We start from the raw sequence: 23099 nt of genomic DNA, 5'->3' as shown, positions 1-23099 counted from the left end.
CCCCACCTCCCACGCCCCCGCCGCCCCCGTCGGCCGAGGAGAAGCGCGCGGCCCGCGGCGCCACCCGGCCCGGCGACCGCATCTTCCTCGCCCTGTCCCGCGGCTCGGGCATCTTCCTGCTGGTGATCATGGCCGCCATCGCGGTCTTCCTCACCTACCGCGCCTACCTGGCCATCAGCAAGGACGACGCAAACTTCCTCACCGCCTTCGAGTGGAACACCAGCCTCCTGCCGCCGAAGTTCGGCATCGCGGTGCTGGCCTTCGGCACGGTCGTCTCGTCGATCATCGCCATGGTCATCGCGGTCCCGATCGCGGTGGCGATCGCCCTGTTCATCACCCACTACGCCCCGCGCCGCCTGAGCGGCCCCGTGTCGTACGTCATCGACCTGCTCGCCGCCGTGCCGTCCATCGTGTACGGCCTCTGGGGCGCTCTGGTCCTCGTACCGCACATGGACGGCCTGTTCGGCTGGCTGAACGACTACCTGGGTTGGACGGGCGTCTTCTCCTGGGACCAGGGCGCACCGCGCTCGATGCTGACCGTGGGCATCCTGCTCGCCGTGATGATCCTGCCGGTCATCACGAACGTCAGCCGCGAGGTCTTCCGCCAGGTTCCGCAGATGCACGAGGAGGCGGCCCTGGCGCTGGGCGCCACCCGCTGGGAGGTCATCCGCATGTCGGTCCTCCCCTTCGGCCGCTCCGGCGTGATCTCCGCCTCGATGCTCGGCCTCGGCCGCGCCCTCGGCGAGACGATGGCCGTCGCCACGGTCCTCTCCCCCGACTTCGACATCCACGCCAGCCTCCTCAACCCCGGCGGCGGCACCTTCGCCCAGAACATCGCCAGCAAGTTCAACGAGGCGACGGAGTTCGGCCGTGACGCGCTCATCGCCTCCGGTCTGGTCCTGTTCGTCATCACCCTGCTGGTCAACGGCGCGGCGCGCCTGATCATCGCCCGCCGCAAGGAGTACTCGGGGGCCAACGCATGAGCCACGCAAGCGCAGTAGCCGACAAGTCCCCCAGCACGCTCCGCGGCGCCAGCCTGCCGGCCTGGTCCCCCTGGGCCATCGCGGCCGGCTCGCTCGTCCTCGCGGTCGTCATCGGCCTCGCCGGCGGCCTGGACAGCAAGGTCCAGTGGGGCCTGATCGCCGGCATCCTCTTCGTCGTCGGCACCTACGGCATCGCCGCGAAGGTGGAGGGCCGCCGCCAGGCCAAGGACAGGATCGCGACGAGCCTGGTCTGGGTGGCGTTCCTGCTGGCCGTGGTCCCGCTGGTCTCGCTCCTGTGGACGACGATCGCCCGGGGCGTGAAGGTCCTCGACGTCTACTTCCTCACCCACTCCATGGGCGTGGTCGCCGACAGCGAGCCGGGCGGCGGCATCTACCACGCGATCCTCGGCAGCCTGGAACAGGTGGGACTCGCCACCGCCATCGGCGCCCCGATCGGCATCCTGACGGCGATCTACCTCGTGGAGTACGGCCGCGGCAACCTGGCCAGGGCGGTCACGTTCTTCGTGGACGTCATGACCGGCATCCCCTCCATCGTGGCCGGCCTGTTCATCCTCAGCCTGATGCTGATGATGGACATGCAGCCCTTCGGCTTCGCGGGCTCGCTGGCCCTGGCGATCCTGATGATGCCGGTCGTCGTACGCTCGACCGAGGAGATGCTGAAGCTCGTCCCGAACGAGCTGCGCGAGGCGTCGCTCGCCCTGGGCGTCCCCAAGTGGCGCACCATCCTCAAGGTGGTGGTCCCGACCTCGATCGGCGGCATCATCACCGGCGTGATGCTGGCGATCGCCCGCATCGCCGGCGAGACGGCCCCGGTCCTGCTCCTGGTCTTCGGCAACCCGTTCATCAACGCGAACCCCTTCGAGGGCGCGCAGGCGTCGCTGCCGCTGTACATCTACCAGCAGTACGCGCAGAGCGCGGGCTCCACGGCGGCCTACGACCGCGCCTGGGCGGCGTCGCTCACGCTGATCGCCTTCGTGATGATCCTCAACCTGCTGGCTCGCGGCATCGCCCGCTGGAAGGCCCCGAAGACCGGTCGCTGACGCGGCCACGGCGACTGATCCACACGATCGGGAAGTGAAGTAGAAGACATGGCCAAGCGAATCGACGTAAGCGGACTGACCGCCTACTACGGATCCCACAAGGCGATCGAAGACATCTCGATGACGGTCGAGCCGCGCTCGGTGACGGCGTTCATCGGCCCCTCCGGCTGCGGCAAGTCCACGTTCCTGCGCACGCTGAACCGCATGCACGAGGTGACCTCCGGCGGCCGCGTCGAGGGCAAGGTGCTGCTCGACGACGAGGACCTCTACGGCGCGGGAGTGGACCCGGTGTCCGTGCGCCGCGAGGTCGGCATGGTCTTCCAGCGCCCGAACCCGTTCCCCACGATGTCGATCTTCGACAACGTGGCCGCGGGCCTCCGCCTCAACGGCAGCTACAAGAAGTCCGAGCTCGCCGACGTGGTGGAGAAGTCCCTCAAGGGCGCGAACCTCTGGAACGAGGTCAAGGACCGCCTCAACAAGCCCGGCTCGGGCCTGTCGGGCGGCCAGCAGCAGCGTCTGTGCATCGCGCGGGCGATCGCGGTGGAACCGAAGGTCCTGCTGATGGACGAGCCCTGCTCGGCCCTCGACCCGATCTCCACCCTCGCCATCGAGGACCTGATCGGCGAGCTGAAGGAACGCTTCACGATCGTCATCGTGACGCACAACATGCAGCAGGCGGCCCGCGTCTCGGACCGCACGGCGTTCTTCAACCTCGCGGCGGTGGGCCAGCCCGGCCGCCTGATCGAGCTCGACGACACGGAGCGCATCTTCTCCAACCCGTCCGTCCAGGCCACGGAGGACTACATCTCCGGCCGCTTCGGCTGACCGACCCCCCGATACCCCTCGCGGTGCTGCATGGCGGTGCCACCGCGAGGCCGCAAGAGCCCGCCCCCTGACTCCCGGGGGGCGGGCTCACGCCACTCCCTCCGGGAGAGGGACGGCCGACCAGAAAGCCCCCGCCGGGGGGTGCGGGGCCAACGCAGGGGACGAAGCCATCGCCAGAGGTGCGGGGCCAACGCAGGGGGCGGAGTCCCCGCCGGGGGATCGGAGCGGAGCCGGCGGCTCGGAATCAGGGCGAGCACCGGGCGGGGGCGGCGGTGGCTGGTCACCCACCGAGCCGGGCGGGCGGGTGAGCAAGCACCGCATAGGGGTGCAGGGGGCGCAGTCCCCGCAGGGCGCAGCCCGCCCGGTTCGGGGCGGCCCCCGCCGGGATCGGGGCGAAGCCCGTGGCCGAGGGCAGCCCCTCATCAGCCACCGAGTCGAGCCGACAGGTGGGCGGGCCCCCGCAGCAGGTACGACGGACGCACACCCCGCAAGGGGCGAGGGGCCCCGCAAGGGGCGAGGGACTCCGCAAGGGGCGAGGGACTCCGCAGGGGGCGCGGGCCCCACTGGGGCGAAGGGGGCGGAGCCCCGCCGGGGGTTCGGGGCGGAGCACTGGGCGACGGTGCCCCGGTCACCCACCGAGCCGCGGGCGGGTAGGTGGGCAAGCACCGCAGGGGTCATGGGGGTGGCGCTGCCCCCGCCGAGATCGGGGGCGAAGCCCCTGGCCGAGGACAGACGCTCATCACCCACCGAGTCAGGCAGACAGGTGGGGAGACGCCGCAACAAGCACGGCGGACGCAGACCCCGCAGGGGGCAACGGACCCCAGGGGGCGAGGGACCCCACTGGGGCGCAGGGGGCGCAGGCCCCACCGGAACGCAAGGGGCGGAGCCCCCGCCGGGGGATCGGGGCGCAGCCCCGGGCGACGGTGCCTCCTCACCCACCGAGTCGGGCGGGTGGGTGGGCAGCATCCGCCCCCTACAGAAACGCCAGGTTCACGACCCAGAACGCGCAGGCCGCCACCGCCGCAGCCGCCGGCATGGTGATGAACCACCCCAGCACGATGTTCTTGGCGACCCCCCACCGCACGGCGTTGATCCGCTTGGTCGCCCCGACACCCATGATCGCCGAGGTGATCACATGCGTCGTCGAGATGGGCGCCTTGAACAGGAACGCCGTCGTGAACATGATCGACGCCCCCGTCGTCTCCGCGGCGAACCCCTGCGGCGGATCAAGCTCGATGATCTTCCGTCCGAGCGTCCGCATGATGCGCCAGCCGCCCGCGTACGTCCCCAGCGACAGCATCACCGCGCACGCGATCTTCACCCACACCGGAATCGGATCGTCCGCGCCCTGCACATCGCCGATGACCAGCGCCATCACCACGATGCCCATCGTCTTCTGGGCGTCCTGCAAACCGTGCCCCAGCGCCATGCCCGCGGCGGAGACGGTCTGCGCTATACGGAAGCCCCGCTTCGCCTTGTGCGGGTTGGACCTCCGGAACAGCCACAGGATGGCCGTCATCACCAGATAGCCGACGATGAGTCCGACGACCGGCGAGACGAACATCGGGATGACGACCTTGTCCAGCACGCCGGACCAGATCACCTCCGTGCCGCCCGCCAGCGCGGCCCCCACCATCCCGCCGAACAACGCGTGCGACGACGACGAGGGCAGCCCGAAGTACCAGGTGACGAGGTTCCAGACGATCGCCCCGATCAGGGCCGAGAACAGGATCCCCATTCCCTTGGACCCGTCGGGCGTCTCGATCAGCCCCTTGCTGACCGTGTGCGCGACGCCACTCCCGAGGAACGCGCCTGCGAGGTTCATCACGGCCGCCATCGCCAGCGCCGCTCGCGGCGTCAGCGCCCGGGTGGACACGGACGTGGCGATGGCGTTCGCCGAGTCGTGGAAGCCGTTGGTGTAGGTGAATCCGAGCGCGACGCCGATGGTCACGACCAGAGCAAAGGTGTCCATGAAAGGTTCAGGACTCCTTGACCGCGATGGTCTCCACCGTGTTGGCCACGTGCTCGAAGGCGTCGGCGGCCTCCTCCAGCACATCCACGATCTGCTTCAGCTTGAGCACCTCGATGGCCTCGTACTTGCCGTTGAAGAGATGCGCGAGCAGCTTGCGGTGGATCTGGTCGGCCTGGTTCTCGAGCCGGTTGACCTCGATCCAGTACTCCGTGAGGTTCTGCATGGTGCGCAGGTTGGGCATGGCCTCGGCCGTGAGCTCCGCCGCCCGTGCCAGCACCTCGATCTGCTGCTCGACGCCCTTGGGCAGTTCCTCGACGTTGTAGAGGACGACCAGGTCGACGGCCTCCTCCATGAAGTCCATGATGTCGTCGAGGGAGGACGCGAGGTTGTAGATGTCCTCGCGGTCGAAAGGCGTGATGAACGAGGAGTTCAGCTGGTGGAAGATCGCGTGCGTCGCGTCGTCACCTGCGTGTTCCGCGGCCCGCATACGCTCTGCGATCTCGGCTCGGGCGGAGGTGTCCGCCCCGAGGAGTTCCATCAGGAGTTTCGAGCCGGTGACGATGTTGTCCGCGGACGCGGCGAACATGTCGTAGAAGCTCGTCTCCCTGGGGGTCAGACGAAAGCGCACGTGGGGTCCTCAAGATGCATCGGTTTCGGTCAGGCTGATGCTAGGCGCATCATCCGGCCACGGCTAATGGGCCGTCCACCAGTGTCGCCCATCGCGCACGGAGACCGGCAGGGGGGCGACCGGCGCAGTGCCGTCGACGGCCGCACCCCCGTGAAAGTTCGGTAGCATATACCCAGTAGGGGTATATGTCTGGAGCTGGAGCGCTGGAGGACACGATGACGACCACCGAGGCCGGCGCGAAAGCCCCCTCCGCCCCCGAGCCGGGCGGCGCCCCGGAGCCGGACCGCGTCGGCGAACCCGCCGCGATGGCCGAAACCGATCCCCCCGCCGCGACGGTCCACGGCTACCACGACCAGAAGGCCGAGCACCTCAAGCGCCTGCGCCGCATCGAGGGCCAGATCCGCGGCCTGCAACGCATGGTGGACGAGGACACCTACTGCATCGACATACTCACCCAGGTGTCGGCGTCCACCAAGGCCCTTCAGTCGTTCGCCCTGCAACTGCTGGAGGAGCACCTGCGCCACTGCGTCGCCGACGCGGCCCTGCGGGGCGGCGGCGAGATCGACGCGAAGGTGGAGGAGGCGACGAAGGCGATCGCCCGGCTACTGCGGACCTGAGCCGCCCGGCCCGCCCGAGCCGCCCGGCCCGCCCGAGCCGCCGGCCCCGTCGGGCTCCTCTCCCACCCGCAGCACCAGGTCGATGCTCTCCATGCTGAGGCGCTCCCCGCCGGCCGCCGAGGCCGCGATGATCAGCTCCCCGCACAGTTCGATCTCCGCGAGGGCCACGTGGTCCTGAACTGCCGTACCGCCGCCCGGAGCCACGCGCATCACCTCGTCCCTGCCGTCACCGACTTCCTAGAGTAGGGAGCGCTATACACCGTGCGCATGGCACGGACGGGCTAGTCCTTGTTGCCGCGTGGCCGAAATCATCATCTCGAAGCCATCCGAAACATCCTGAAGCATCCGAAGTCGGGCGCAGCCGGGACCGGACGCAGCCGAAACCCGCCGCGCCGCGCCCCGCCGCGCCCCACCCCGATCGCTCGCCCGAGCGTTCAGTCCTCCGCGATCCGGCCCGCGTAGATGTCGCGCGCCGCCGGCAGCCGTACGTTCACGGGCGCGCCGAAGTCGTACAGCAGCGTCGTCGAGGCGACCGCGACGGCCTCCCCGTGCCGCGCACCCTGGCCGCCCTGGCCGCCCTCTCCGCCCTGCCCACCCGCTGCGCCCGCCCCTGCCCGGCCACCGTGCCCGGCCTGCGCGTCCCGTCCGGCCCGGCCGTCCCGGCCCTCGTCAGTCCCCCGGCCGTCGTCCGCCCCCCGGCCGTTGACGAAGGCGAACCGGTGCCGCACCTTGCGGATGCGCCCCTCGTCGTCCAGATACGCGTCGAACGGCACGTGGGCCGTGGCGAACCCCCTGGCCGCCGCCCGCAGCGCGTCCCGTCCGCCCGCCGAGGCGTCCCGGGCGGCGGCCGTCAGGTCGGCGGTGCCGCGATAGTGCCGCACCTGCGTCCCGGCCACCTCGGTCCTCCCCACGTACGTCGCCGTCCGCGTCCCCCGCAACACCTCGGCGGCGGCGAACGGATCGGTGGCCCCGCCGGTCACCAGGTTCCCGTCCGACAGCGTGGCCGTCTCCACCCGCACCCATTTGTCGGCCGGCACCCCCGCACCCCGGTTCTTCATGAACAGGGCCCCGGGTGCGAGGAGTTCGGTGATCGGCCGGTGTTCGCTGGTCCCGGCCGGATCCTGCGGCAGCATCACCTTCAGCTCCCCGAGCTGCCGGCGGTAGTCGTACACCCCCTGCCCCCGGATGGTCACCCGCGTCCCGCCGGTGGCCATCTCCATCGACGTACGGGCCTTCGACGTGCCCGCCTCGACGAGCGCGTCGGCGGCCCGGTGCAGGATCTCGACGGGGTCGCCCACCGGGCCGTCCTCGGCGGCGCGCCCCGTGCCGGAGCACCCGGCGGCGCATACGCACACCCCGGCCACGATCCCCGAGAGGACCGCGGCGCCCCTCTGCCTGCGCTGGCGCTCCGTCATGGCCTGTCTACCCCCAGCCGGTAAGTCCCTCACGGGCCTGCTGCCGTACCGGCTAACGACCGGCGTGGGCCCGCCGTCACGCAACGGCGAAGGCGTGCGACCGCCGTGCGGGTCCTTCGCCGAAAGTGGGTACCGTTGTTCTTGTGACGCAGCAGGACGGCTCGGCCCCTTCCCGCCCCGCCGGGGAGCACAGCACCACGACCGTCGAGCAGGGCCGGTTCTGCCTGGCCCGCTGCACCTGCGGCTGGCGCGGTCCGGCCCGCCGGGCGAGGAGCCTGGCGAGATCGGACGGGGAGGCCCACGTCCGGGGCTGACGTCACCGTTCCGTCACCGCCGGCGCCGTGCGGAACCCGTGCTCCCCCCAGCGCCGTCTCGCTCGGTGAAGCCGACGGGCGAGGGAAGGCGCAGGGACATGGAACGGCGAAGGTTCATCGTGGGCGGCACGGCCGCCGTCGCGGCGGCGGCGACCGCGTGCAAGGCGACCGGCGGCAGCGCGAGCGCCTCCACCGCGTCCCCGCGGAGCACCGGCTCCGGGGACGGCAAGGGATCGGCGCTGACGACGACCAGCGTCTCCGCGGCGGCCGGCTGGACGGGGCTGGCCCGCGACCTCGACGGCACCCTGGTCCGTCCCGGCGACGCGTCCTGGACCGCCGCCCGTCAGCTCTACAACACCCGCTTCGACAGCCTCAAGCCGGCGGCCGTGGCCTACGTCGCCCACGCCGAGGACATCCGTACCGTCATGGCGTACGCCCGCGCCCACCACACCAAGGTCGCGATCCGCAACGGCGGCCACTCCTACGGCGGTTGGTCCTCGGGCGACGGCCGGCTGATCGTCGACGTCTCCCGGCTGAACCGGGTCCGGGCGAGCGGCGGCACGGCCGTGGTCGGCGCGGGCGCCAAGCTGATCGACGTCTACCGGGCGCTGGCCGCCAAGGGCGTCACGATCCCGGCGGGCTCCTGCCCCACGGTCGGCGTCTCCGGACTGGTGCTGGGCGGCGGCCACGGAGTGGTGTCCCGCGCCTACGGCCTGACCTGCGACAGTCTCACCCGGGCGACGATCATCACGGCCGACGGCAAGCAGCTCACCGCCGACGCGACGACCAACAAGGACCTGTTCTGGGCCCTGCGCGGAGCCGGCAACGGCAACTTCGGCGTCGTCACGGAGTTGCAGTTCAAGACCCATGCGGCGCCCCAGGCCGTCACGGGCTATCTCACCTGGCCCTGGTCGAGGGCGGCCGCGGTGGTCAAGGCCTGGCAGGAGTGGGGTCCGTCCCAGCCCGACGAGATCTGGTCCTCCCTGCACGTGGCGAACTCGCCGGGCGGCACGCCCACCATCTCGGTCGCCGCGTTCTGCATCGGCACCTACGGCCAGCTCCAGAACGCGGTGGACCGGCTCGCGGACCGGGTGGGGGCGCCCGCGGCGAGCGTCTCCCTGCGCCGCCGCACGTACGAGCAGGCGATGGAGGCCTACGCCGGCTGCTCCTCCTTCTCCTCCGACGCCCAGTGCCATCTGCCGGGTTCCACGCCGGGCCGTTCCGCGCAGGGCAGGCTCGTGCGCGAGACGTACGCGGCCCGCTCCGACTTCTTCGACGTCTCGCTGTCCGCGGCGGGCATCCAGGCCCTGCTGAAGCAGATCAGGTCGGTGCAGGGTGGCTCGGGCAGCATCGCGCTGACGGCCCTGGGCGGCGCCGTGAACCGGGTCTCCCCCACGGCCACCGCGTTCGTCCACCGCCGCTCGCGCATGCTGGCGCAGTACATCGCCTCATGGCGGGCGGGCACGACGGGGGCGGCGGCGCAGTCCTGGCTGAACACGGCCCACAAGGCGATGGCGCCATACGCGTCGGGCGCCGCCTACCAGAACTACGCGGACCCCACGCTGACGAACTGGCGCAAGGCCTACTACGGCGCGGCGCTCCCCCGCCTGACCCAGCTGAAGAGGCAGTACGACCCCAACGGCTTCTTCACCTACCCCCAGGCCCTCTGACACCCCCCGGGCCCTCTGCGCGGCACGCCGAGCCCGGCGCGCGGCCTCCGGCCCCCGCACGTCCACACCGTCGATCCGGCCGACGGCCCTCGCGCGTCGCGAGGGCCGTCGTCGCCTCACGTGCCGGGGAGGCGGACCGCCAGGGTCTTTCGTTCGGATCAGGCCGGCCGAAAGGGACTGCGCGTGCCGGACCCCACGACGCCGACATGCTCCGAACGACAGGCCCTAGGCCGCGAGGTCCCGTTCCTCGGCGGCGAGTTCGGGGCGCGCGCCGGTCGGCAGGGCCTCCCGCTCCGCGGCCCGGGCGGCGCGGCCGCGCACGAGCCCGCCCGCGCGCGGCGACCGGTCGACGGCCTTCAGCACGGGGGTGAGCATCATCGAGGCGATGGGAGACAGCAGCAGGGTCACCGCGGTCCCGAGGGCGAACCCGCCCACCACGTCGGTCGGGTAGTGCACGCCCATGTACACCCGGCAGAACCCCTCGAGCAGGGCGATCCCTATCCCGACGAGCCCGAACTTCCGGTTGGCGACGAACAGTCCGACGGCCATGGCCATGGTGAGGGTGGCGTGGTCGCTCACGAAGGAGTAGTCGGTCTTGCCGGAGACGAGCACCTCCAGCCCCTGGTGGTCCCGGAAGGGCCGCGGCCGCTCGACGAACCCGCGTATGGGCACGTTCACCAGGACGGCCAGGCCGGCGGCGAGCGGCGCCCACACCAGGGCGGCCACGGAGGACGCGGCCTCCTCGGCCCCGCCGGGCCGGCGCCGCACACCCCACCAGCACCACACGATCAGTAGCACCATGGCGAGGAGCAGCCCGTACTCGCCCACGAACTCGACCACCCGGTCGAGCCAGTGCGGCGCGTCCTTGGCCAGTCCGTTGATGTCGTAGAGGAGGTCGACGTCGGGGTTCGACCCGGATTCGGCGAGTCCAGCCATGGTGCTGCGGCCCCTTCGTCGTGTTCCGCTCGGCGCGCCTCACATGCGCCCGCTCCAACAGGAACGCACGGCCCCGGTTGATACGTTCCACTCTCCACTGAATGATCACTCAGACGTTATCGAAGAGAGACAGATCGCCGCAGCTCAGAGGCGGGTCGAACGCCCGGTTCAGACCGTCGTCGGGAGCGCTTTCGCGCCATCTTCGGTGACCCGGGTGGCCCCGAAGTACTCGGACGTGTCGATCGGGTCGAACCGGATCACGGCGCCCGTGTACGGCGCGTCGATCATGTATCCCCCGCCGACGTAGATCCCCACGTGGTGGATGGCCCGCGAGTTGCCGAGGTCGGTGGAGAAGAACACCAGGTCCCCGGGGAGCAACTCGCTGCGCTTGGGGTGCGGTCCGGCGTTGTACTGGTCGTTGGCCACCCGGGGGAGGGTGATCCCGACGCTCTCGTAGGCGGCCTTGGTCAGACCGGAGCAGTCGAACCGTCCGCCCTGGTCGGCGGTGCCGTTGCCGCCCCACAGGTAGGGCGTCCCGAGCTTCTTCTGGGCGAAGTAGATGGCCCCGGCGGCCTGCTTCGAGGGGTCCACCCGGGTCACCGGCGCGGCGAAGGACTCCTCCAGCGTCGTGATCGTCTTCACGTAGTTCCGGGTCTCGGAGTACGGCGGGACTCCGCCGTACCTGATGACCGCGTCCGGCCCCGCGTTGTACGCCGCGAGCATGTTGTGCGTGCTGTTCCCGGGGACGGTCTTCACGTACGACGCGAGCTGGCAGTCGTACGAAGCGGCCGACGGAATCGCGTCATTCGGGTCCCAGACGTCGCGGTCGCCGTCCCCGTCGCCGTCGACGCCGTGCGTGGCCCAGGTGCCCGGGATGAACTGCGCGATGCCCTGCGCGGCCGCGCCGCTCTGCGCCCTCGGGTTAAACCCGCTCTCCTGGTAGAGCTGGGCGGCCAGCAGGGCGGGGTTGAGGGCGGGGCAGAGGTTGCCCCACTTCGCCACGAGCGGCTGGTAGAGGGCGGGCACGGCGCCCTTCGCCAGTTGCCTGGTCGCTCCGCTCACCTCGTTGGCGAGGTTCCCGCCGATGACGTAGACCCCGACGACGAGCGCCATCATGAAGGCGGCTCCGGCGCTGACGACAGCGGTCACCACGATCCAGGTCCTACGCACCGTCAACCGCCCCTCGCCGCCCGGGAGTCCGCCCCGGACAGTGTAGAGGCGGCCCCGTGGTCACGGGGTGATCGCAGCACGGCGGAAAGCGGGCGTCCGACGCCCGGCGCCCCTACGGGTCGGCGGTGGCGTCGCGGTACAGCTCGGCGGCCTCCGCGCCAAGGACGACGCTGTAGGACACGTCGGCCGTGGATCCGCCCTGTTCGTGACCGCCCAGGACGCCCACGATCTGGCCGTCGCCGTTCACCCAGGGGCTGCCGCTCGTGCCGCCGGTGAGGCCGGGGCAGGCGATGCGCTGCTGGGCCGGGTTGTGCAGGGTGGGCCGGTTCGTGCAGCGGACCGGGTCCTCGTCCTCGTGCGGGTAGCCGGTGACGGTCACGGGGGTGGCCCCGGTGGTGGTGCCGGTGGCGAACCGGTTGGCGCCGACGACGTCCTCGACACCCCGGGCCTTCAGCTCGTCGAGGGCGGCGAACGCCACGTCGCTGTCCTCGTCGCGGTTCTTCTCCCACCCGTCGGGCAGGAAGACGCGGTCGACCTTCCACATCCCGTAGGGGGCCTGTCCCTTGCGGTACCCGGGGACGAAGACGAACTCCCCGTCGCCTTCGAGGCAGTGCGCCGCCGTGGCGATCAGGTTGTGGTGCGGGCTGCGCACGACGGAAGCGGTGCAGAAGTGCTCGCCGACGAGCCTGCCGTCGGCGGCGTCCTCGGCGTCGAACAGCGCGCCGACCCGGGCGGTCTGCGGCGTCGCCACGGCGACGGCCGTCACCCCCAGGGGGCCGGGCCCGCCGTCGGCGGCCGCCTCGGAGGCGGAGGTGACGGCCAGCATGATGACCGCACCGAGCAGGGCGTTTCGCTTCATCGGGTTCACTGTGTCCCACGAAGGTGAGAGAAACGTCAGTTGACACTTTCGACGCTACCCGCACTCGGCCCGCACAATCTTCCCGATCCCGGACGTGCGTGCGAGGGTCGGCGAGGGCGGCGGGCGGGGTCGGCACGGGCGGCGGGCAGGGGTGGGCGGCACGGCCACGGAGAGCGCGGACACCCCGCACGCCCCGGTCGGACCGGTCGGTCGTTAGGCCGTTGGAGTGAATCCGGCGCGGCCCGTCGGGGACCTCCCTGATGTACTCCGGGTAAGGAAGAAGCCCACCCTCCTCTCAAGGACGCCCGCCGTGACCGACATCCCCCCCGACCTCGTGTGGACCCGGGCCGCTCCCCCGGACGCGACCGGACCCGGCCCCTGGATCGAGATCGCCTTCGGCGACGGCGAGGACGGCGAGGCTCCCGTCTACCTCAGGGAGACCAGCGCCCCGCAGACCGTCGTCACCACGAACCGCCGTAAGTGGGACGCATTCGTCCTCGGCGTGCAGGCCGGCGAATTCGATCATTTCGTGGAAGGCGTGCTGGAAAACGAACCGGGCGAATGAGCGCCGGAGATCGGAAGGGCCCCCTGGACGCTCGTCGAGGGGGCCCTTCTCACCGGATTTCCTTTTACCAGCGGTACCAGCGGCCCTTGCGGCCGCCGTGACCGGCGGGCCGGACCACGAAGCCCACCAGCCAGACCGCCAGGACGATGACGGCGATCCACCACAGCGCCTTCAGAGCGAAGCCGGCGCCGAACAGAACCAGAGCGAGAAGCAGAACAAGAAGCAGGGGAACCATGATTATCAACCTCCGCAAAGTCAGGTGCCCCACGAAATCCCCTTCACGCACACGAATCTTCGACGCATGTATGCGGGATTCCGGGTAATACGCCTTCCTTCAGCGGACGGTGGGGACGGCCGACTTGGGCGCCGACCTCGTCCGGGGAGCCCTCAGAGGAAGCGCCGGATCGGCAGGACGGCGGTCTCCCGGGCCCGCTGCACGAGGGAGCGCCGCTTCCAGCGCCCCTCCCGGATCAGCTCCGAGGCCCGCACGTCGTCGTCGAAGTGGCCGTCGAGGGTGGCCGTGAACTCCTGGTCCAGCACGGCCAGCATGATCTCCTCGTCGTGGTCGAGGGACCGGCGGTTGAAGTTGGTCGAGCCCACCAGCGCGGCCACGCCGTCGACGGTGATGACCTTGGCGTGCATCATCGTCGGCTGGTACTGGTAGATCTTCACGCCGCAGGCGGTGAGGTCCTCGTAGTAGTGCTGGCCGGCCAGCTGGCAGACCCGCTTGTCGGTGTGGGGGCCGGGCAGCAGGATCTCCACCTCCACCCCCCGACGGGCGGTCGCGCACAGGAGCTCGATGAAGTAGGCGTCCGGCGAGAAGTAGGCGGTGGCCAGCCGGAAACGCTCCTCCGCGGACTCCAGCATCACCCGGATCAGGGTCTGCATGTCCTGCCAGCCGAAGCTGGCCGAGCCGCGCACCACCTGCACCACCGCGTCGCCCTGGGGCCGGTGCGACACGAACCGGTCCTTGTCGTCGAAGAGCTCGTCGTGGCATTCGGCCCAGTTCTGCGCGAAGGCGGCCGCGACACCGTCCACGGCCGGCCCGCGGACCTCGACGTGCGTGTCGCGCCACTCCTTCTCGTTGCGCGCGTCGCCGCACCACTCCTCGGCGATGCCGACCCCGCCGGTGAAGGCCGTCTGCTCGTCCACCACGAGGACCTTGCGGTGGCAGCGGTGGTTCTGCTTGAGCGGTGACAGGGTCAGGGGTCTGCGGAACCAGGCCACCTGCACACCGGCCCGCTCCATCTCCTCCAGCAGTTCCTTCTCGATCAGCCGGCTGCCGAACCCGTCCAGCAGCAGCCGCACCCGCACGCCCGCCCCGGCCCGGTCGGCCAGCGCCCGCGCGAAGTCGCGGGCGATCTCTCCCCGCCAGTAGACGAACGTCATCATGTCCACGGTGTGCTCGGCGGACCGGATGGCCGCGAGCATCGCCGGGAAGATCTCGTCCCCGTTGCGCAGCGCGGTGAGCGCGTTGCCCTCGGTGGCCGCGATGCCGATCAGCCGCTCCAGGCGGCGGCGTATGCGCGAGGCGCGCTCGGAGAAGTCCGTCACCGGCGCGAGGGCGTCGCCGTCGGCGCCGGGGGTGGCCGGCTCGGTCCGGTCCTGCGTACTGGTCATGAGTTCACCGGCCGGCACTCGGAGGGGACAGGGGCAGCCGCGGGGCCCGGTCCGGCACGGGACGCGGCGAGCAGACTTTACTCCGCCTTCACCTCGCCACCACGGCGCGACCCCGAGCACACGCGACCGCGGGCGCACACCCCCCGAGCCGGTCGGCCCGGAGCACGCGCGGCCGCGATCCGGCCGCCCCGGCCGCCCCGGCCGCCGGGACGCCCCTCCCTTCCGAGCTGGGCCCGCCCCGGGCGCGGTCACCCCGCCTCGCGACGCCCGTCCGGAGCGCGCCCCCGAGCCGGGCGAGGTCAAGTTCCGGCCATCCGCGGGCCATCCGCCCGCCATTGATCAGCAATCCCCCAACCCCCTTCAGTAAGGCGGAAGTCAGGATTCCGTCGCCCACCTTGTTGTCGCGTACTCAACAAAGGAACAGTCGTCCGCGGGCCGCCGCCCGCCTTCGGGGATCACGCACCGACGGCAAGCACCACACCGCACACCCCCACCCGCACTGCCCCTGCCACCCCACTTCCAGGAGCGTGTCCGTTGCGTACCACCACCCCCAACTCCTCCGCCATATCGGGCAGATGGCGCCGCATGGGCGCCTCGGCCCTCGGTGTCGCCGCCCTCGTGCTCGCCGGACTCGGCAACGCGGCCCACGCGAGCGCGGCTCCCGCCGTCACCGCCGGAGCCACCGCCGCCGCGACCACCGCGGCCAAGGTCACCTGGGCGCCCACCCCGTGCGCCACCCCCAAGCACCGGGGCGACCTGACCTGCAACTCGTTCCGCGTCACCGGCGGCACCACCGCCTTCCAGAAGCAACGCGCGGCGCAGACCGGCAAGGCGGCCCAGGTCACCCCGAAGGCCGCCGCCGCGAGCCCCACCGGCTACGGCCCCTCCGACCTCCAGGACGCCTACGGCCTGACCGACGCGGCCTCGGCCGGCGGCTCCGGCGAGACGATCGCCGTCGTCGACGCCTACGACGACCCGAACGCCGCCGCCGACCTCGCCGCGTACCGCTCGTACTACGGCCTTCCGGCCTGCACGGTCGCGAGCGGCTGCTTCAAGAAGGTGAGCCAGAGCGGCTCCACCACCTCGCTGCCCACCGCCGACAGCGGCTGGGCCGAGGAGGAGTCCCTCGACCTGGACATGGCCTCCGCGGTCTGCCCCAACTGCAAGATCCTGCTCGTCGAGGCCACGTCGTCGTCCATGGCCAACCTCGGCAAGGCCGTGAACGAGGCCGTCGCACTGGGCGCGAAGTTCGTCTCCAACAGCTACGGCGGCTCCGAGTCGTCCTCGGACACGTCCTACGACACCTCGTACTTCAAGCACCCCGGCGTCGCCATCACCGTCAGCGCGGGCGACGAGGGCTACGGCGCCGAATACCCGGCCGCCTCCAAGTACGTGACGTCCGTGGGCGGCACCGCCCTGTCCAGGTCCTCCACCAGCCGCGGCTGGACCGAGAAGGTGTGGAACACCAGCTCCACCGAGGGCACCGGCTCCGGCTGCTCCGCCTACGACGCCAAGCCCACCTGGCAGACCGACACCGGCTGCGCCAAGCGCACGATCTCCGACGTCTCGGCCGTGGCCGACCCGGCGACCGGCGTCTCGGTCTACGACTCCTACGGCGTCACCGCCGGCTGGTACACCTTCGGCGGCACCAGCGCCTCGGCGCCCGTCATCGCCGCGGTCTACGCCCTCGCCGGCGCCCCCGGCACCAGCGACTACCCGGCCGCCTACCCCTACGCGGCCGGCGCCTCGGCGCTGAACGACGTCACCAGCGGCAGCAACGGCTCCTGCTCCTCCGGCGCCGCCTACCTGTGCACCGCGAGGTCCGGGTACGACGGACCCACCGGCCTCGGCACCCCCGAGGGGACGGCCGCCTTCACCGGCTGATCCGGCGTCATCTGCACCACACAGAGCAGCCGCAGTGGGCCGTGGGGGCCACGCGCGGCGAAGGGCGGACGGACCGCGGCGCCAGCCATGGCCCGTTCGCCCTTCTTCTGTGCGGACCGTGAGATGTTCGTCATGAGAACATCGAAACGTACGCTCACCCGACCGGCCGTCAGAAACGGCACAGGGCCCTGAAGTGGGCCAACGACGGAACCACACCACAGGTTCCGCACCGGCCTCATTGCCCGGCGTTACCTGCCGTGATACACAGAGTGACCATACGAGCCAATCGTACGAATCCGATCCGTCAATGGCGTCAAGTCGACATACGACGGCGACTTTGTCGGCGAGAATGAGACGTGACCTCTGCACACCGGCAGAGGAACGGCGGAACTACCCACCAGGGGCGGTGACTTACATGCTGTTCGCGGCCGACAAAGGCGACATCAACACCATCATCGGCGGGATCGCTCCGGACTGGGGGCCCTTCGGCAGCCTGGGCAACGAGGCCAAGGTGTTGATCGAGGTCGTGATGGCGGTCGCCATCCTCCTCTGCCTCGGCATCGCCATCTGGGGCGCGGCCAAGCAACGCATCGGCGCGACTGCCCTGCGGGACACCTTCAGTGCGGAACAGGGCAAGGGCCTCATCATCGCCGGCCTCACCGGCGTCTTCATCATCGGCTCCCTCGGGACGCTGTTCACGATCGTGTACGGCATGGCCGTCTAATCGCGCCTCTGCGCAACACCCCCGTCCCGTCCGGGCGCGCCCGGCCCGCCACCCCCACCCACCTGTCGTGCCCACCGGCTGAGGTTGCGTTTCCCTGATGTCCCTGATGTCGAGTCACCACACCGCGCCCGCGCGGGAACCAGCACGGCTACCGTCGTACTACCACGCGTTCGGGTACGGCAACGAGGGGGCGTACGCGGCATGACTCCCGGCGACGAACACGACTACGGCGAATCCGCGCGCACCGAGGAGGGCCGCGGCTACGGCGGCACCCGGCTGCGCCTGCCCGAGAACGACCCTTACGGCGGTGCCCGCAAGGGCGGCCGCTCGTCGTCGCGCAGTCTGGTGACGGTGGTCGGCGTCGTCGTCGTGCTGATCGCGGCGATCGCCTTCGCGAACCGTGGAGGAAGCGATTCCGCTTCGCCGTCGGCCGGCGAAGCCGAAGCCGACAAGCCGGCCGCGACCAGCACGACGGCAACCGGCACGAAGCCGGTGCGGGCCACGAGCGGCGGCATCCCGGTGGGCTACGCCCACGACGCGCAGGGCGCGCAGAGCGCAGCGGCCAACTACGCCGTGGCACTCGGCTCGGCCGACATGTTCGTCACGGCACAACGCCACCGGATCGTCGACGCCGTGTACGCACCCCGAGTCGCCGCCGTCAGACAGTCCGCCCTGGACAAGGCGTACGCGAACGAGACGTTCCTGGGCAACATCGGGCTCGACAAGGACGGCACCGCACCGGACGGCCAGACCTTCGTCTCCCGGGTCATCCCCGTGGGCACCAAGGTCGTCGCCTCCACCGCGAGCGCCGCCACCGTAGAGGTCTGGTACACCTCGCTCTTCGGTCTCTCGGGCGCGGCCTCGACCAATCCCGTCGCCGAGAGCTGGTTCACCACGACCTACCAGCTCGCCTGGACGGACAACGACTGGAAGGTCACCGACTTCCAGCAGAAGGACGGTCCCGTGCCGGTCGGGCGCGACCAGAAGGCCTCCACCGCCGACGACATGACGAAGGCCGTCGAGGAGTTCGGAGGGTTCACCTATGCGCGCTAAGCACCTCTCACTCAAGGTGACGGCCGCCCTGGCCGCCGTCCAGGCCACGGCCGTGCTGCTGGCCACCCGTGCCGCCGCCGTGCCGACCCCGAGCCCGTCCCCGTCTCCCTCGACGTCCCCCAGCAGCAGCGCGTGCAGCGAACTCATCCGAGGCCCCGCCAGGGACTACTGCGAGAAGGGCGAGAACCCCTCCTCCACCACCAACCCCGGCGTCTCCGACACCCTCGACCCCCTCTCCTCGCTCGCCAAGGGCTGTGCCGACGCCGCCTCCTGGACCGTCGACAAGCTCAGCGCCGCCGTGAAGGACACGGCGAACGTGGACTTCACCAACGAGAAGTTCCTCCAGCAGTACGCCGTCGTCTTCGCGGCCTCGACCGTCCTGACGCTCCTGCTGTGGCTGCTGGCCGTCGCCAAGCGGGCGGTGCGCGGGGCGCCCCTCACCACCGCCATCGGCGAAGCCGTCGGCTTCCTCTGGCTGACCGTCCTGGCCTCGGCCTTCACGCCCCTGATCCTCTACAGCGTCGTCTCCGCCACGGACGGCATCACCGACGTCCTCGCCAAGACCACCGGCAACCAGACCGACACCTTCTTCGGCACCTTCTCCGCCGCCCTCGCCAAGGGCGAGAACATCGGCGGCGGCCCGATCATGCTGATCGTGGTGTCCCTGGTGTCGATCCTGGCCGCCGGAGTGCTCTGGCTGGAGCTCGTCATCCGGGCCGCGCTGCTCTACGTGGGCGCCCTGCTCGGCACCGTCGTCTACGCGGGGCTCGTCGACAAGAACCTGTGGAGCCACGTCCGCCGCTGGGCCGGGATCATGATCGCCGTCATCCTGGTCAAACCGGTGATCGTGATCGTCCTCGGACTGGCCGGGGCGCTGTCCGCCGGCGACGGCCCGAACGCCTTCTCCGCCGTCGTCTCCGGCCTCGCCATCATCCTGCTCGCCATCTTCGCCAGCGCGATGATCTACCGCTTCGTCCCCGGCTTCGGCGACGAGATCGCAAGCGGCCGCAACAACCGCATCATGCAGGGGGCCGAGGGCAAGGCCGCGGCCGTCATCAGCTCCCCGGCGACCCTCGTCGCCCAGGGCATCAAGACCCACAGCACCCGTGCGGACAACAACGGCGGCGGCCAGTCGGGTTCCTCCGGCGCCCGTCCCTCCAACCCCGTCGGCGGCGGGGTGGCCGCACACAGCTCGCGCGCCTCGAACGCAGGCGGCGGATCCGTCCCCTCCGCCGCGCCCGCGCCCCGCGCCGGCAACCCGATCAACACCCCGCACGCAGGCAACACCCGCAACAGCAGTACCAACCGCACGGGAGGTGAAGGGCGTTGACGACCGATTCCCACGTGTCCCACGCGGTCACGCCCCGCCGTACATATCTGATCGGACGCGCCAGGCCCAACGCGATCGTCGGCCGCAACCGCGAGTCCGGCGAGATCGCGCTCATCGTCCTCGGCGCGTTCCTCGGCATGATGTCCGGCCTCCTCGTCCCCGTCCTCGCCCTGCGCATCGTCCTGCTGAGCGGCTTCCCCATGCTCGCCGTGGCCGCCGTCTACGTGCCGTACAAGCACCGCACGTTCTACAAGTGGTTCGAGATCAACCGCAGTTACAAGCGCACCCTGCGCCGGGGCACCGCCTACCGCTCGTCCGCCGTCGAGGCCGGCACCCGGCTCGACGGCCAGGAGATCGAGGTCGGGCCGCCTCCCGGCATCGGCCGCATCAGCTGGCTGGCCGCGCCCTTCGGCCCGGACGAGATCGCCGTCCTCCTGCACGCCGACCGCCGCACGGTGACGGCCGCGATCGAGATCGAGGGCCCGGGCGTCGGCCTGCGCGACAGCGAGGACCAGGAAGCCCTCGTCGACCGCTTCGGCACCCTCCTCAAGCACGTGGCCAACGGCGACGGCTTCGTCACCCGCCTGCAGATCCTCGCCCGCACCCTGCCCGCCGACCCGGACGCCCACGCCAAGGACGTCGCCGTGCGGGGCGACGAGCGGTCCCCCGACTGGCTGGCCCGCTCCTACGACCAGTTGCAGTCCATGGTCTCCACCAGCAGCGAGCAGCACCGCGCCTACCTCGTGGCCTGCATGCACTTCACCCGCGAGCTGTCCGCGGAGGCCCACGCCATGGCCCGCGCCGCCCGCCCGCAGGCCGGCCGCAGGCTCGACCGCGACGCCGGCCTCGCCGTCGTCATGGCCCGCGAGCTCACCGACATCTGCTCCCGCCTCCAGGAGGCGGACATCCGCGTCCGCCAGCCCCTGGGCCAGGGCCGGCTGTCCTCCCTCGTGCACTCCATGTACGACCCGGACCACCCGATCGACCACATCCAGGCGATGACCAAGCGCAACGCCTGGCCGGCCGAGCTGGACGCCATGGAACCGACGTACCTCCAGGCGAAGACCCGCGAGTCGACCACCCGCGCCCCCTGGTGCCACGCCACGGCCTGGGTGAAGGAGTGGCCGATGACCCCGGTGGGCGTCAACTTCCTGGCCCCGCTCCTGGTCCACACCCCGGACGTCATCCGCACGGTCGCCGTCACCATGGACCTCGAACCCACCGAGGTCGCGATCGAGCGCATGCTGACGGAGAAGACGAACGACGAGGCGGAGGCGAGCCGCGCCGCCAAGATGAACCGCACCGTCGACCCCCGCGACGTGGCCGCCCACTCCCGCCTCGACCAGCGCGGCGAGGACCTGGCGTCCGGCGCCGCCGGGGTGAACCTGGTCGGCTACATCACCGTCTCCTCCCGCAGCCCCGAGGCACTGGCCCGCGACAAGCGGACGATAAGGGCGTCCGCCGGCAAGTCGTACCTGAAGCTGGAGTGGTGCGACCGCGAGCACCACCGCGCGTTCGTCAACACCCTCCCGTTCGCCACCGGAATCCGAAGGTAGGGGCTGCACATGCGGGACCCGATGTCCGTCCTCACCGACGCCTTCACGTCCTTCCTGTTCGGCAAGGTGGAGACGACCCGCCTTCCGGTCCGCACCTCCACCGGCCAGGCCCAGGCGGTCTACCTCCCCACGGCCGCCCCCGGCCTCGGCGACTCCGGCGTCATCATCGGCCGCGAGGTCTACTCCGGGAAGGGCTACATCTACGACCCCTTCCAGCTGTACGGCCAGCAGCTGCCCGCGCCCCACTGGCTCGTCCTCGGCGAGTCCGGCAACGGCAAGTCGGCCCTGGAGAAGACCTACGTCCTGCGCCAGCTCCGCTTCCGCGACCGCCAGGTCGTCGTCCTGGACGCCCAGGGCGAGGACGGCGTCGGCGAATGGAACCTCATCGCGCAGGCGCTGGGGATAACTCCCATCCGCCTGGACCCGACGGCCGCCCTCGACCACGGCATCCGCCTCAACCCCCTGGACCCGTCGATCACGACGACGGGCCAGCTCGCACTGCTGCGCACGATCATCGAGGTGGCGATGGGCCACGGCCTCGACGAGCGCTCGGGCTTCGCGCTCAAGGTCGCCCACGCCTACGTCAACGAGACGATCGTGGAACGCCAGCCGGTGCTCACCGACATCGTCGAGCAGCTGCGCCACCCCGAGCCCGAGTCGGCGGAGGCGATGAACGTCGCCATAGACGACGTGCGGGCCTGGGGCCTGGACGTGGCGCTGGTCCTGGACCGCCTGGTCGACGGCGACCTGCGCGGCATGTTCGACGGCCCGACGACCGTCGGCATCGACCTCGACGCGCCGCTCATCGTGTTCGACCTGTCCCACATCGACCGCAACTCGATCGCCATGCCGATCCTGATGGCGATCGTCGGGGTCTGGCTGGAGCACACCTGGATCCGCCCCGACCGGATCAAGCGCATCTTCCTCGTGGAAGAGGCCTGGCACATCATCAACAGCCCGTTCGTCGCCCAGCTCTTCCAGCGCCTGCTGAAGTTCGGCCGCCGGCTCGGCCTGTCCTTCGTGGCGGTCGTCCACCACCTCTCCGACGTGGTGGACGGCGCGGCCGCGAAGGAGGCGGCCGCCATCCTGAAGATGGCCTCGACCCGCACGATCTACGCCCAGAAGGCGGACGAGGCGAGAGCGACGGGCCGCGTGCTCGGCCTGCCGAGGTGGGCGGTGGAGATCATCCCGAGCCTGACCCCCGGCATCGCGGTGTGGGACGTCAACGGCAATGTCCAGGTGGTCAAACACCTGGTCACCGAGACGGAACGCCCGCTCGTCTTCACCGACCGCGCGATGACGGAGTCCTCCGCCGACCGCACCATGTCCGACGACGACGCCCTGCTCGCCGCCGAACTGGAACAGGAACGCCGGGCGGCGGCCTTCATGGAACAGCACCTGGCCGACTTGGACGGCTCGTCCGAGTCGACGGTGGCGTAGGCGGGGCGGGGATGGCCATGAGACCGGGAGACGAGCACCGCCCCGCCGGCCAGGGAGGCGTCCCCGCCGGCCAGGGAGGCGTCCCCGACGGCCTCCTGGTCGGCATACTCGCCTTCCTGCTCGGCATGACGCTGCTGGTCTGGACGGCGACCGGTCTGGCCGCCCTGTTCGCGCACGGCTCCTGGCCCGCGGGCGTCACGTTCACCCACACCCCGCAGGCCATGCGCCACCTCGTCGCGCAGCCCCACGACGTCCCCGGCGCCTGGCCGGAGGCCACAGCCTCGGACCTGTCGGGCTACGGCCTGTTCTGGGGCCTGTTCATCGGCGAACTGATGATCCTCTTCATCGTGACGGTGTTCGCGATAGGGACGTTCGCCCGTTGGAAGGCCGTCCGGGCCAGGAGCCGCGCCAGGACCGCGCCCACGGACCGGGAACCGGCCCCGCCGCCCCACCACGAGGTCCCCACCCAGCGCGTCC

General features: G+C 71.0%; 22 protein-coding genes and 1 pseudogene. 14 read left to right on the top strand and 9 right to left on the bottom strand.

The window, feature by feature from the left end; genetic code table 11:
• From pstC to pstB, 3 genes are all read left to right on the top strand, one after another.
• On the top strand, nt 1–983 hold a 983-nt coding region (pstC, locus tag KMS84_RS29675), incomplete at its 5' end, for a phosphate ABC transporter permease subunit PstC (RefSeq protein ID WP_256919557.1).
• A complete protein-coding gene (pstA, locus tag KMS84_RS29670) occupies nt 980–2044 on the top strand; it encodes a phosphate ABC transporter permease PstA (protein ID WP_256919556.1) in 1065 nt (354 codons plus the stop codon). The genes pstC and pstA, both read left to right, overlap by 4 nt.
• A gap of 48 nt (nt 2045–2092) precedes the next feature.
• Nucleotides 2093–2869 (top strand): phosphate ABC transporter ATP-binding protein PstB, encoded by a 777-nt coding sequence (pstB, locus tag KMS84_RS29665; protein ID WP_190151957.1) that lies wholly within the window; start codon nt 2093–2095, stop codon nt 2867–2869.
• Between the two features lie 973 nt (nt 2870–3842).
• Here pstB and KMS84_RS29660 read toward each other — a convergent pair.
• Together KMS84_RS29660 and KMS84_RS29655 are read right to left on the bottom strand one after the other, a co-directional pair.
• Nucleotides 3843–4841, bottom strand: coding sequence for an inorganic phosphate transporter (locus KMS84_RS29660; protein ID WP_256919555.1), 999 nt, complete (start codon nt 4839–4841; stop codon nt 3843–3845).
• Nucleotides 4842–4848: 7 nt separating this feature from the next.
• Complete coding sequence (locus KMS84_RS29655; RefSeq protein ID WP_069770624.1) at nt 4849–5469, bottom strand: DUF47 domain-containing protein; 621 nt, start codon at nt 5467–5469, stop codon at nt 4849–4851.
• A 215-nt stretch (nt 5470–5684) separates the two neighbouring features.
• Between KMS84_RS29655 and KMS84_RS29650 the strand changes: the two genes are divergently transcribed.
• Nucleotides 5685–6086: a metal-sensitive transcriptional regulator gene (locus tag KMS84_RS29650; protein ID WP_285894126.1), complete on the top strand. Its 402-nt coding sequence runs from the start codon at nt 5685–5687 to the stop codon at nt 6084–6086.
• On the opposite strand, the gene KMS84_RS29645 is transcribed toward KMS84_RS29650, so the two are convergent.
• Both KMS84_RS29645 and KMS84_RS29640 read right to left on the bottom strand, forming a co-directional pair.
• On the bottom strand, nt 6072–6296 hold the full coding sequence (locus KMS84_RS29645) for a hypothetical protein (protein WP_256919554.1): 225 nt from the start codon (nt 6294–6296) through the stop codon (nt 6072–6074). The two genes, KMS84_RS29650 and KMS84_RS29645, sit on opposite strands and share 15 nt — an antisense overlap.
• 224 nt (nt 6297–6520) lie before the next feature.
• Complete coding sequence (locus KMS84_RS29640) at nt 6521–7501, bottom strand: SCO4651 family lipoprotein (protein ID WP_256919553.1); 981 nt, start codon at nt 7499–7501, stop codon at nt 6521–6523.
• A 143-nt stretch (nt 7502–7644) separates the two neighbouring features.
• On the opposite strand from KMS84_RS29640, the gene KMS84_RS29635 reads away from it, so the two are divergent.
• Together KMS84_RS29635 and KMS84_RS29630 are read left to right on the top strand one after the other, a co-directional pair.
• On the top strand, nt 7645–7815 hold the full coding sequence (locus tag KMS84_RS29635) for a hypothetical protein (protein WP_256919552.1): 171 nt from the start codon (nt 7645–7647) through the stop codon (nt 7813–7815).
• A 98-nt stretch (nt 7816–7913) separates the two neighbouring features.
• A complete protein-coding gene (locus tag KMS84_RS29630; protein ID WP_256919551.1) occupies nt 7914–9485 on the top strand; it encodes an FAD-binding oxidoreductase in 1572 nt (523 codons plus the stop codon).
• Between the two features lie 225 nt (nt 9486–9710).
• Here KMS84_RS29630 and KMS84_RS29625 read toward each other — a convergent pair whose 3' ends face one another.
• The 3 genes from KMS84_RS29625 to KMS84_RS29615 form a co-directional block, all read right to left on the bottom strand.
• Entirely contained in the window at nt 9711–10421 is a 711-nt protein-coding gene (locus tag KMS84_RS29625; RefSeq protein ID WP_256919550.1) for a phosphatase PAP2 family protein, read from the bottom strand.
• Nucleotides 10422–10589: 168 nt separating this feature from the next.
• Nucleotides 10590–11597, bottom strand: coding sequence for a C40 family peptidase (locus KMS84_RS29620; protein WP_256919549.1), 1008 nt, complete (start codon nt 11595–11597; stop codon nt 10590–10592).
• Nucleotides 11598–11703: 106 nt separating this feature from the next.
• Nucleotides 11704–12450 (bottom strand): trypsin-like peptidase domain-containing protein, encoded by a 747-nt coding sequence (locus KMS84_RS29615; RefSeq protein WP_256919548.1) that lies wholly within the window; start codon nt 12448–12450, stop codon nt 11704–11706.
• Between the two features lie 310 nt (nt 12451–12760).
• Between KMS84_RS29615 and KMS84_RS29610 the strand changes: the two genes are divergently transcribed.
• Nucleotides 12761–13015, top strand: coding sequence for a DUF397 domain-containing protein (locus KMS84_RS29610; RefSeq protein WP_256919547.1), 255 nt, complete (start codon nt 12761–12763; stop codon nt 13013–13015).
• Between the two features lie 64 nt (nt 13016–13079).
• Here the strand turns inward: KMS84_RS29610 and KMS84_RS29605 are convergent, their stop codons facing one another.
• Complete coding sequence (locus tag KMS84_RS29605; RefSeq protein WP_069770632.1) at nt 13080–13250, bottom strand: hydrophobic protein; 171 nt, start codon at nt 13248–13250, stop codon at nt 13080–13082.
• Nucleotides 13251–13402: 152 nt separating this feature from the next.
• Nucleotides 13403–14635 (bottom strand): phospholipase D-like domain-containing protein, encoded by a 1233-nt coding sequence (locus tag KMS84_RS29600; protein ID WP_256919546.1) that lies wholly within the window; start codon nt 14633–14635, stop codon nt 13403–13405.
• A 534-nt stretch (nt 14636–15169) separates the two neighbouring features.
• Here KMS84_RS29600 and KMS84_RS29595 point away from each other — a divergent pair.
• The 7 genes and pseudogenes from KMS84_RS29595 to KMS84_RS29565 form a co-directional block, all read left to right on the top strand.
• On the top strand, nt 15170–16519 hold the full coding sequence (locus KMS84_RS29595; protein ID WP_256919545.1) for a S53 family peptidase: 1350 nt from the start codon (nt 15170–15172) through the stop codon (nt 16517–16519).
• Between the two features lie 415 nt (nt 16520–16934).
• Complete coding sequence (locus KMS84_RS29590; protein WP_190151986.1) at nt 16935–17243, top strand: DUF8827 family protein; 309 nt, start codon at nt 16935–16937, stop codon at nt 17241–17243.
• A gap of 201 nt (nt 17244–17444) precedes the next feature.
• Complete coding sequence (locus KMS84_RS29585) at nt 17445–18296, top strand: hypothetical protein (RefSeq protein ID WP_256919544.1); 852 nt, start codon at nt 17445–17447, stop codon at nt 18294–18296.
• Nucleotides 18286–19626, top strand: a complete 1341-nt coding sequence (locus KMS84_RS29580) for a hypothetical protein (protein WP_256919543.1) — start codon at nt 18286–18288, stop codon at nt 19624–19626. The genes KMS84_RS29585 and KMS84_RS29580 overlap by 11 nt, the downstream gene beginning before the upstream one ends.
• The gene (locus KMS84_RS29575; protein ID WP_256919542.1) at nt 19623–21182 is read left to right on the top strand and encodes an SCO6880 family protein; all 1560 of its coding nucleotides are present in this window, start codon (nt 19623–19625) and stop codon (nt 21180–21182) included. The genes KMS84_RS29580 and KMS84_RS29575 overlap by 4 nt, the downstream gene beginning before the upstream one ends.
• Before the next feature lie 9 nt (nt 21183–21191).
• Entirely contained in the window at nt 21192–22622 is a 1431-nt protein-coding gene (locus KMS84_RS29570) for an ATP-binding protein (RefSeq protein ID WP_256919541.1), read from the top strand.
• 17 nt (nt 22623–22639) lie between these two features.
• A pseudogene (locus tag KMS84_RS29565) lies at nt 22640–23099 on the top strand (type VI secretion protein); the annotation flags it as partial.

This window comes from Streptomyces hilarionis (genome assembly GCF_024539675.1).
Classification (GTDB): domain Bacteria; phylum Actinomycetota; class Actinomycetes; order Streptomycetales; family Streptomycetaceae; genus Streptomyces; species Streptomyces hilarionis.
The sequence above is the reverse complement of the archived record's forward strand: the minus strand, read 5'-3'. Positions and strand labels throughout refer to the sequence as shown.

What these genes read in the sequence shown, in the direction of transcription:
- pstA (WP_256919556.1), top strand. Translation starts at nt 980, where the DNA reads ATGAGCCACGCAAGCGCAGTAGCCGACAAGTCCCCCAGCACGCTCCGC.
- pstB (WP_190151957.1), top strand. Translation starts at nt 2,093, where the DNA reads ATGGCCAAGCGAATCGACGTAAGCGGACTGACCGCCTACTACGGATCC.
- KMS84_RS29660 (WP_256919555.1), bottom strand. Translation starts at nt 4,841, where the DNA reads ATGGACACCTTTGCTCTGGTCGTGACCATCGGCGTCGCGCTCGGATTC.
- KMS84_RS29650 (WP_285894126.1), top strand. Translation starts at nt 5,685, where the DNA reads ATGACGACCACCGAGGCCGGCGCGAAAGCCCCCTCCGCCCCCGAGCCG.
- KMS84_RS29645 (WP_256919554.1), bottom strand. Translation starts at nt 6,296, where the DNA reads ATGCGCGTGGCTCCGGGCGGCGGTACGGCAGTTCAGGACCACGTGGCC.
- KMS84_RS29640 (WP_256919553.1), bottom strand. Translation starts at nt 7,501, where the DNA reads ATGACGGAGCGCCAGCGCAGGCAGAGGGGCGCCGCGGTCCTCTCGGGG.
- KMS84_RS29630 (WP_256919551.1), top strand. Translation starts at nt 7,914, where the DNA reads ATGGAACGGCGAAGGTTCATCGTGGGCGGCACGGCCGCCGTCGCGGCG.
- KMS84_RS29625 (WP_256919550.1), bottom strand. Translation starts at nt 10,421, where the DNA reads ATGGCTGGACTCGCCGAATCCGGGTCGAACCCCGACGTCGACCTCCTC.
- KMS84_RS29615 (WP_256919548.1), bottom strand. Translation starts at nt 12,450, where the DNA reads ATGAAGCGAAACGCCCTGCTCGGTGCGGTCATCATGCTGGCCGTCACC.
- KMS84_RS29605 (WP_069770632.1), bottom strand. Translation starts at nt 13,250, where the DNA reads ATGGTTCCCCTGCTTCTTGTTCTGCTTCTCGCTCTGGTTCTGTTCGGC.
- KMS84_RS29600 (WP_256919546.1), bottom strand. Translation starts at nt 14,635, where the DNA reads ATGACCAGTACGCAGGACCGGACCGAGCCGGCCACCCCCGGCGCCGAC.
- KMS84_RS29590 (WP_190151986.1), top strand. Translation starts at nt 16,935, where the DNA reads ATGCTGTTCGCGGCCGACAAAGGCGACATCAACACCATCATCGGCGGG.
- KMS84_RS29585 (WP_256919544.1), top strand. Translation starts at nt 17,445, where the DNA reads ATGACTCCCGGCGACGAACACGACTACGGCGAATCCGCGCGCACCGAG.
- KMS84_RS29580 (WP_256919543.1), top strand. Translation starts at nt 18,286, where the DNA reads ATGCGCGCTAAGCACCTCTCACTCAAGGTGACGGCCGCCCTGGCCGCC.
- KMS84_RS29570 (WP_256919541.1), top strand. Translation starts at nt 21,192, where the DNA reads ATGCGGGACCCGATGTCCGTCCTCACCGACGCCTTCACGTCCTTCCTG.